This window comes from Sulfuricella sp. (assembly GCF_035531155.1).
Lineage (GTDB): Bacteria > Pseudomonadota > Gammaproteobacteria > Burkholderiales > Sulfuricellaceae > Sulfuricella.
Genome location: NZ_DATKTK010000064.1, coordinates 1 through 9,074 on the forward strand (window position 1 = coordinate 1; position 9,074 = coordinate 9,074).

Here is a 9,074-nt window from a genome sequence, read left to right on the forward strand (position 1 = left end):
ACGCACCTCGCGATGCGCAACGCATGACTCGGGGTCAAGACGGTTCGCTACTCCTTTCTTGTGTTGGACTTTCACCAACTATCACTTGCCAGTTTGTGCTGGCGCACTGCCCTTTTGTTTGGTTACTTGTATTTTGGGCAAGCAAAATAAAGTAACCTGCTGCCGGGCAGCCCCCGGCATCTAAACATTTGTGCGCAGCGCACACAAAACCCTTCACTGCTTGCCTTTTATAGGCCCTGCGTCATTATCCGGCCTCTTTTTCTGTGCATTGTCCTTGGTCATCTGGCTCAAGCAACCTCTGTATCACCGCCCCCGCCAGCATATAGCCGAACAGCGGCGGCATATAACTGATGGTGCCGTTGACCGCGCGCGGACGCCCTGATCCTTCCACCGGCTGGGGCGGCAGCGGGGCGCTGGGTTGCTCGTCGGAAAACACCGTCAGCAGGCCGTTCTTGATCCCGTGACGCTGCAGGCGCTTCCTCATCTGGCGCGCGAGCGGGCACATTTCGGTCTGGCTGATGTCGGCGAGCTTGATCCGGCTCGGGTCGAGGCGGTTGCCTGCCCCCATGCTCGAAACCACCTTCAGTCCGCGCTTCAGGCTTTCCGCCACCAGCGCCACCTTGCACGCCAGCGAATCGATCGCATCCACCACGTAATCGCAGTCTCCCGGCACCAGATCGTTGACGTTTTCGGTATTGAGAAACTGCCGGATGACGGTCAACTGGCATTCCGGATTGATGTCGCGGATGCGCGCCGCCATCAGTTCCGCCTTGGACTGGCCCACGGTGGAGAGCAATGCCGGCAGCTGGCGGTTGATATTGGAAGCTGCCACTACATCGTGGTCGAGCAGGGTCAGCCGGCCGATGCCGGCGCGCGCCAGCGCTTCCGCGCAGTAAGAGCCGACGCCGCCGAGCCCGGCGACGAAGACGTGCTTGGATGCCAGCCTGGCGATGCCTTCATCGCCGATCAGGATATGGGTACGTTCGAATTGGGGTTGCATGAAAAACCTTTATTTAGCCACGGATGTACACGGATAAAACCTAAAGATCATGAAATTCTAAAGGAATATCCGTGTACATCCGTGTTAATCCGTGGCTGAACTGCCGTTTTCAAGTTTATGCGTTTCCACCGGCTCGACATGGATCGTCACCGCGGTGTTGGGCAGGGTGCGCTCGAGTGCTTCCTCGATCCGGTCGCACAGGGAGTGTGCCTCGTCCACCGTGCTTGCCCCCGGCACCAGCAGGTGAAAATCGATGAAACGGCGCGGGCCGGATTTCCGGGTGCGCAGGTCGTGAAAAGAGGTGCCGGCAGGCAATAATTTGCCGATCTCCGCCTCGATCTGCTCGACCTCATCGACCGGCAGGGCGGCATCCATCAGCCCGCTCCAGGAACGCCGCAACAGGTGTATCCCGGTGACAATGATATGCAGTCCCACCGCCACCGCCATCAGCGGGTCGAGAATCTGCCACGAGGGCGGTGCGAACATCACCACGCCCAGGCCAGCCACCACCCCCGCCGAGGTCCAGACATCGGTCATGAGGTGCTTGGCATCCGCTTCCAGGGTGATGCTGTCGTACTGGGTTCCCACCTTGAGCATGGCCCGTGCCGTCGCAAAATTCAGCGCCGCCGCCAGCAATGAAATTATCAGGCCGGGGCCGAGATTTTCCAGCGCAGCGGGATGCAGGAAGCGCCCCACCGCCGCATAGATGATGGAAACCGCTGCCACCAGGATGAGCGCACCTTCGGCGCCGCTGGAAAAGTACTCCGCCTTGTCGTGGCCATAGGCATGGTCGACATCCGCAGGGCGGGAGGCGATGGTCAACGCAGCCAGGGCGATCAGGCCGGCGGTCAGGTTGACCAGCGACTCCACGGCATCGGACAGCAGGCTCACCGAATCGGTGAGGTACCAGGCGCCGAATTTCAGCGCCATCGTCGCGATCGAGGTCGCAATCGACAGGTACGCCATGCGCAGAGTTGCGTGATTCCTCATGCCAGGCCTTTCAGGATCGCACGGGCATTGGCCGTAGTCGCCTCGATCACCTGGTCCAGGCCAATGCCGCGCAATTCAGCCAGGGTCTCGGCAATGCGCGGCAGATATTCCGGACTGTTGCGCTCCTTGCCGATGAACGCCGGCGGAATGTCTGGCGCATCGGTTTCGAGCACGATACTGTCCAGCGGCAGGGTGGCGGCAAGCTCGCGCAGCTTGGTGGCGCGGTCGTAAGTCATCGCGCCGCCAAAGCCGAGCTTGAATCCCAGTTTGATAAACTCTTCCGCCTGCTGGCGGCTACCGTTGAAGGCATGGGCGATGCCGCCATTCACCTTGGCAAGGCGCAGGAATTTCAGCACCGTATCCTGCGCCCGGCGGATGTGCAACAGCACCGGCAGGTCGAACTCCCGTGCGATTTTCAGTTGCTCGGAAAAATAGAATTCCTGGCGCTCGCGGTCGTAATCCGGCACGAAAAAGTCCAGGCCGATTTCGCCGATAGCGACCGGGTGGTGCAGAACGATCATCTCGCGCAGCACGGCAAAATCTTCCGGCACTGCGCTATCCACATACATGGGATGAATGCCCAGCGCCGGGACGCAGCCGGGATAGCGCTCGCAAGTCGCCAGCAGCGCGGCGAAGCCGGCTCGCTCTACGCCGGGAACCACGATGACCCCGACCCCCGCTGCGCGGGCACGCGCCGCCACTTCGTCGCGGTCGGCGTCGAATTCGGCGGCATCGAGGTGGCAGTGGGTGTCGATCAGCATGGCTCTATTCTAACCAAAGAGCGGTGATGCGTAATAGTAATGAGGAAAAACGCCCCTCACGCCTCACGCCTCACGCCTCTTCCCCGCCGCCAGGCTTTTTCCGCCTCAATCACCAGATAAATGACCAGCCCGACTGCCACGATCCGCGCCCAGTCGTCCAGACCGATCGGCGCGCTGGCGAACAGGCGGTTCATCACCGGCGCATAGGTGAAAAACAGCTGCAGCAGGATCATCAGGGCCACGCCACTCCATAGCCAGGAATTGGAGAAGAACCCTACGTGGAACGGCGAGTGGGTCATCGAGCGGCAGTTGAACAGATAGAACAGCTCGCCCATCACAAACACGTTGACTGCTACAGTGCGGGCCTGCTCCAGGCTTTCTCCAGTTTCCAGCTCCCACAGGAACAATCCGAATGCCCCGCCCAGCAGCAGAGCGCTGACCAGCAGGATGCGCAGCATCAGTGCGGTGGTCAGGATCGGCGCGGCGGGATGGCGCGGCGGGCGGCGCATGACATCCTTGTCGATCGGCTCGAACGCCAGCATCAGGCCGAGCAGCACGGCGGTGGTCATATTGATCCACAGGATTTGCAGCGGCGTAATCGGCAGGGTCACGCCCAGCACGACGGCAGCGAGGATGACGAAGCCCTCGCCGAAATTGGTCGGCAGCGTCCAGGTGATGAACTTGACCAGGTTGTCGAAGACGCCGCGCCCTTCCTCCACCGCCGCCTCGATCGAGGCGAAATTGTCATCGGTGAGCAGCATGGCGGCGGCCTCCTTGGCCACTTCGGTGCCGGTGATGCCCATGGCGATGCCGATGTCCGCCTGCTTCAGTGCGGGCGCATCGTTGACGCCATCGCCGGTCATCGCCACGATCTGGCCCTCGGCCTGCAGGGCTTCGACCAGGCGCAGCTTCTGCTCCGGTTCGACGCGGGCAAACACCGTGGTATTGCGCACCGCAACGCGCAGTTCGGTGTCGGACAGCGCTGCGAGCTGCCTGCCGGTCAGCGGCGGCGCGCCCTCGCCCAAGCCGAGCTGCGCGGCGATGGCGGCGGCAGTAACGGCGTGGTCGCCGGTGATCATCTTCACCGCGATGCCCGCCGTATGGCAGGCCCGCACTGCCGCGACCGCCTCTGCCCTAGGCGGGTCGATCATGCCTTGCAGGCCGATGAAGACGAGGTTGCCGAGGTGGCGATGGTCGAGCGCCTGGCCCTCTACCGGAGCGCCCCTGCCCAGCGCCAGCACGCGCAACCCGTTCGAGGCCATGGCATGAGCATGAGCTTCTATCGCCGCCCGGTCGAGAGCGACCTCCCGGCCTTCCGGGTCGAGCATTGCACTGGCGCGGTCGAGGATCTTTTCCAGAGCACCTTTAATGTACACGACATCGCCATGCAAAGTGGCCATGTACTGGTAGCGCGAATCGAAGGGAACTTCATCGCGGCGCGGCCAGGCAGCATGCAGTTCGGCCAAGTCCAGCCCGGCCTTTTCCGCCGCCACCAGCAGGGCACCCTCGGTAGGGTCGCCGGCGACCTCGCGATGACCGTCGCGTTCGGCCAGGACGGCATCGTTGCACAGTACACCGGCGACGAGACATTCGCGCAAGGCGCCTTGCGACGCCGCCACCTTGCCGTCCAGGCTAATCTCGCCCTGTGCCGCGTAACCGCTGCCACTCACGCAGAAGGTCTCGCCGCCGGCGTAAATTTCCTGCACCGTCATCTGGTTTTCGGTGAGCGTGCCGGTCTTATCGGAGCAGATCACCGTCGCGCCACCCAGGGTTTCCACCGCCGGTAGTTTGCGGATGATGGCGCGGCGCTTGGCCATGCGCGACACACCGATGGCCAGGGTGATAGTTATCGCCGCCGGCAGGCCCTCGGGAATCGCACCCACCGCCAGCGCCACCGCCGCCATGAACATCTCCACCGGCGGTTTGCCGCGCCAGATGCCGACAGCAAAGGTGAACGCCGCCAAGCCGAGGATCACGTACAGCATGATTGCGCTGAAACGCTCGATCTTGCGGGTCAGCGGCGTGGAAAGCTCGGTGGCATGGGCGATCAGGCGCGAAATGCGGCCGGTTTCGGTAACGTCGCCGGTCGCCACCACCACCCCTGCGCCCTGGCCGCTGGTCACCAGCGTGCCGGCGTAAGCCATGTTGGCACGCTCCGCCAGGACGGCATCCTTGTCCAGATGGGCGGCCAGCTTCTGCACCGGCAGGGATTCGCCGGTCAGCGCTGCTTCTTCGGTCATCAGCTCGCGCGTGCGAAACAGGCGCAGGTCGGCCGGCACCTTGTCGCCGGGCGCGAGCAGCACCACATCCCCCGGCACCAGCTCGGCGGCGGGTAGCGGCTGCTTGATGCCGTCGCGCAGTACCGTGGTGGAACTGGCCGCCATCCTTGCCAGCGCCGCAATCGCTTCTTCCGCTTTGGATTCCTGGATGTAGCCGATCACCGCATTGACCAGCACCACGCCGAAGATCACGCCCGAATCCACCCATTCATGAAGAAACGCGGTTATCGCGGCGGAGGCGAGCAGGATGTAGATCAGCGGCTGGTGGAATTGCAGCAGGAAGCGCAGCCAGGCCGGCTTGCCCGCCTTGGGGGTGAGCAGGTTGGCGCCGAACGCATCGCGGCGGCGGCGCACCTCGTCGGCATTCAGGCCGTGTACCAGATCGCTGTCGAGCAGTTCGGCGACCTCGTTGGCCGGCAGGTGGTGCCAGTGTCTTTCCAGCTGTGAAATGTTCGGTTCCGTCATGCCAAACCTTTCAGGATTTCCCGCACCGGCTTGGGCAGCGCCGCCCCCAGTGCGTCGGCCGGGGTGAACCACAGTCCGCCGGGCTCGCGCGCGCCTGGCCGCAACGCCGTCACCTCGAATACCCGCGGCACGATGCGCAAGCGGAAATGGGTGAAGGTATGCAGCCGCTCCGGCAGCGGACTGACCTCCGCGCCCGCCATACCCAGATTCTCCAGGCAGCCCGACTCCGCCAGCGGCGCCTCGGGCAAGCTCCACATACCGCCCCAGATGCCGGTGGGCGGCCGCTTTTCCAGGTACACCTCGCCCTGACGCAGCAGGATCAGCATGGCGGTTTCCTTCTGCGGCAGCGGCTTGCGCGGTTTGGATTCAGGCAACTCCGCCACCCGCTTTTCATTGTAGGCGACACAGCCGGAACCCAGAGGGCAGGCGGCACAGGACGGCTTGCGGGTGCACACCGTGGCGCCCAGGTCCATCAGCGCCTGGGTATAGGTTTCGATGCCGGATTCAGGCAGCAGCGCCTCGGCCTGTTGCCACAGGCGATTTTCCACCGCCCTGACGCCGGGATAGCCGGCGATGCCGAAACAGCGCGCCAGCACGCGCTTGACGTTGCCGTCCAGAATCGCACGGCGCTGACCGAAGGCGAAGGCCAGGATCGCGGCGGCGGTGGAGCGACCGATGCCGGGCAGCGCCACGACCGACTCGGGATCGGACGGAAAAATGCCGCCATGCTGCGCCACCATGAGCTGCGCGGCACGGTGCAGATTGCGTCCGCGTGCGTAATAGCCGAGCCCGCTCCAGTGGGCGAGCACCTCGTCCTGCGACGCGGCAGCGAGGGTGGAAATATTGGGAAAGCGCGCGATGAAACGCTGGTAATAGGGGATGACGCTGGCGACCTGGGTCTGCTGCAGCATGATTTCCGACAGCCACACCGCGTAGGGATCGCGGGTCTGCTGCCAAGGCAGTCCGTGCCGGCCATGATGTTTCTGCCACTCGATCAGGCGCCGTGAAAAATCCTTCATGGGCTCTTGACCCTAAAAACGGCGATTAACCACGAATGACACGAATGTTCACGAATAAACACGAATAGTTAAAGACAAGCATCGTGCCCCCAAACCGGTCTAATTAGACTAGACATGCTAACCAACTGATATTCGTGAACATTCGTGTTTCATTCGTGTAAATTCGTGGTTAAAAGCTTTTTCTGGGTTAACTTACTTGAATAGCCCCTTGAGGCCGCCCTTCAGCTCTTCACCAAGGCGCGATTTGATTTCCTCTTTTTTCTGCTCGACCTTCTGCTCGACTTTCTGCTTCACCGCCTCGGAGGCCATGGCGTTGAAATCCAGACTGTATTTCAGCCCGGTGAACGGTCCGGTGATACGCACCGGCACCGTCATGCCCTTGAGCGCGGACAGCTCCTTGCCGCCCTGGCCTTCCAGGGAAGCGACCACCGTTGCCTTGGCGAGATAATTCATCGAGCTCTCGCCGACATTCACGTCGCCATTGCCGGCCAGACGCAGCAACGGCGATTTGGCGGAAAGATCCTCGTTGTGGGCAACGCCATTGTTAATCTGGAAACTGGCTTTCAACTCGGAAAAATCGGTCTTGTCGGCTGCATTGGCGGCCTGGGTGGTTTCCCCCTGAGGCGAGCCGAACTTGGCTTTGGCGCTGCGGATCGCGCCGGCGATGTTGATGCCTTTCAGCGCGCCGTCGTGCAGGTTGAGCGCGGCACTGCCCCGTAGCGCTTTCTTCATGGCGCTGACGGTGGCGCCCTGGGCGTTGACGTCGAGGGCCACGCTGCCGCGCCCTTCCAGCATGTCGACATTGGCCGCATCCTTCAGCAGCGGGCCGACGTTGACCCCGGCCAGATTCTGCTTCAGCGCCACGCGGGGCGTTCCGGCGCCATGCAGGGAGATCGCGCCATGCAACGTCCCCTGATAGAAATTCGCCGAAATCGGCGCGACGTTCAGATTGTCGCCACCCGCCTTGACGTTGAGCTTGATGTTGGAGGACTTGATGTTGGCGACCTTGAGCGCGCCGATGCTGAGCTGGCCATTGGCGTTGAGGTTTTTCAGGAAGCTGAAATCCAGCGGCTTTTCGGGCTGCTTCGCCTCGGGTTTAGCGGGCGTCAGGTAGCGGTCGACATCCAGTTGCTCGATGGCAATGTCGAAATCATAGGCCGGCGCATCGAAATGGCTGATGCCAAGCTTGGCTTTGAGCGGGCTGCCGTCGATCTTGCCAGCAAGCTCCAGATTTGCATCCTGCTTGGCCAGATCAAACCGGGCGACGCCGCCCAGGTTGATGTCGAGCGCCCTGGGCATGGCCGGGCCGCTGAGATTGAGGCTGGCAACGAGCTTTTCCAGGCTGAACTGGCGCGTATCGAGGTTGGCACTGAACGGGCTGGCGATTCGGCCCTTGATGGTGTTGTCGCCTTGCTTGCCGCTGACGTCCAGAGTGAAATTATCGGCTCGAACAGCGCTGCCTTTGCCGGTCAACGCGGGGACGCTCAGCACCAGGTCCAGGTTACCCTTGGCCTGCATCAGCTTCGCTGTCAGATCGATCTTGCCGGCGACACGCTCCGGCCCCAGTTCGAATTTCGGCGAGGTCAGCCGAATGTCCAGACCATCGGCACCGCGCTTGCCGGTCAGGGAAACCTTCAGCGCATCCAGGGTGATGGCTTTGGCCTCGGTATCGAACAGCAGGCCGCTCGCCAGTGCCATTTGGGCGTCGATTTTCGGGTTGTCGCCCTGCAAGGTGAATTTGAGCTCGACCTTGCCGGGCTGGTTGTTGGCCAGACGCCCGGATTCAAATTCCATGCCGGAAATATCCAGTTTCCGCCCGGCCATCTGGTCGTCGAAGGCAAGCGCGGCACGGGTGATGCTGACGCCTTCGATGTCGAACTTGATCTGCTCCGACTTTTCCTCTTTCTTCAAAAGGTCATCAATGTTGGTACTGCCATCGGGATAACGCACCAACCGGGCCCGGACGCCGTCTATCCGGATGCGGTCCACTACCAGTTGCTTCTTCAGCAGCGGCAACACCGCGAGGGAAACGCGGGCGCTGTCGACGGCGGCGAACTCCTTGTCGCTGCCGTGCTCGCTCAAGGCAAGCTTGCCGAGATCGGCGCCGATACGGGGGAAAAAGGTCAGCTTGATGTCGCCTTCGAGCTTCAGGGTGCGCTGCTTTTTTTCCTGCACCAGCTTGACGATCAGCGGCTTGTAATCGTTCGGGTTGAAGGTGGCGGCGACCAGTGCGATAAGGGCAAGGAATGCGACGAGAATGGCGCCGACGGAAATCAGTCCGTATTTCAGGGTTTTGTTCATTTGCATAATCCTGAGGTGGAAATGAAGACTGGAGCGGGTGAAGGGAATCGAACCCTCGTATGCAGCTTGGGAAGCTGCCGTTCTGCCATTGAACTACACCCGCAACGGCGACAACTTGAACGGCGGCCGCCACCGACTGTCAAGGGCCGTTGTATCGTCCGCCGAAAGGCTTGGATGGCGAGGCCGTTCCCGCCATATAGGGGCCTGGCCACATCTAAGACGCGGAGCACGGCATGAACAGAGATACGGTTGCCCGGTT

At 62.2% G+C, this 9,074-nt stretch carries 6 protein-coding genes and 1 tRNA gene; all 7 read right to left on the bottom strand.

The annotated features are described in order from the left end of the window. Positions 1-244: 244 nt before the first annotated feature. The gene (locus VMV64_RS15265; RefSeq protein ID WP_325331871.1) at positions 245-1,000 is read right to left on the bottom strand and encodes a tRNA threonylcarbamoyladenosine dehydratase; all 756 of its coding nucleotides are present in this window, start codon (positions 998-1,000) and stop codon (positions 245-247) included. An 84-nt stretch (positions 1,001-1,084) separates the two neighbouring features. Next, positions 1,085-1,990 (bottom strand): cation diffusion facilitator family transporter, encoded by a 906-nt coding sequence (locus VMV64_RS15270; protein WP_325331873.1) that lies wholly within the window; start codon positions 1,988-1,990, stop codon positions 1,085-1,087. Beyond that, positions 1,987-2,751 (bottom strand): TatD family hydrolase, encoded by a 765-nt coding sequence (locus tag VMV64_RS15275; RefSeq protein ID WP_325331875.1) that lies wholly within the window; start codon positions 2,749-2,751, stop codon positions 1,987-1,989. Before VMV64_RS15275 ends, VMV64_RS15270 begins: the two co-directional genes overlap by 4 nt. Positions 2,752-2,807: 56 nt before the next feature. Continuing rightward, on the bottom strand, positions 2,808-5,495 hold the full coding sequence (locus VMV64_RS15280; RefSeq protein WP_325331877.1) for a cation-transporting P-type ATPase: 2,688 nt from the start codon (positions 5,493-5,495) through the stop codon (positions 2,808-2,810). After that, the gene (mutY, locus tag VMV64_RS15285) at positions 5,492-6,514 is read right to left on the bottom strand and encodes an A/G-specific adenine glycosylase (RefSeq protein ID WP_325331879.1); all 1,023 of its coding nucleotides are present in this window, start codon (positions 6,512-6,514) and stop codon (positions 5,492-5,494) included. Before mutY ends, VMV64_RS15280 begins: the two co-directional genes overlap by 4 nt. Before the next feature lie 192 nt (positions 6,515-6,706). After that, complete coding sequence (locus tag VMV64_RS15290; protein WP_325331880.1) at positions 6,707-8,815, bottom strand: AsmA family protein; 2,109 nt, start codon at positions 8,813-8,815, stop codon at positions 6,707-6,709. A 29-nt stretch (positions 8,816-8,844) separates the two neighbouring features. After that, positions 8,845-8,918: transfer RNA gene (locus tag VMV64_RS15295), tRNA-Gly, on the bottom strand. Positions 8,919-9,074 lie beyond the last annotated feature (156 nt).

Coding starts and splice junctions, on each gene's coding strand:
- VMV64_RS15265 (WP_325331871.1), bottom strand. CDS start 1,000: ATGCAACCCCAATTCGAACGTACCCATATCCTGATCGGCGATGAAGGC.
- VMV64_RS15270 (WP_325331873.1), bottom strand. CDS start 1,990: ATGAGGAATCACGCAACTCTGCGCATGGCGTACCTGTCGATTGCGACC.
- VMV64_RS15275 (WP_325331875.1), bottom strand. CDS start 2,751: ATGCTGATCGACACCCACTGCCACCTCGATGCCGCCGAATTCGACGCC.
- VMV64_RS15280 (WP_325331877.1), bottom strand. CDS start 5,495: ATGACGGAACCGAACATTTCACAGCTGGAAAGACACTGGCACCACCTG.
- mutY (WP_325331879.1), bottom strand. CDS start 6,514: ATGAAGGATTTTTCACGGCGCCTGATCGAGTGGCAGAAACATCATGGC.
- VMV64_RS15290 (WP_325331880.1), bottom strand. CDS start 8,815: ATGAACAAAACCCTGAAATACGGACTGATTTCCGTCGGCGCCATTCTC.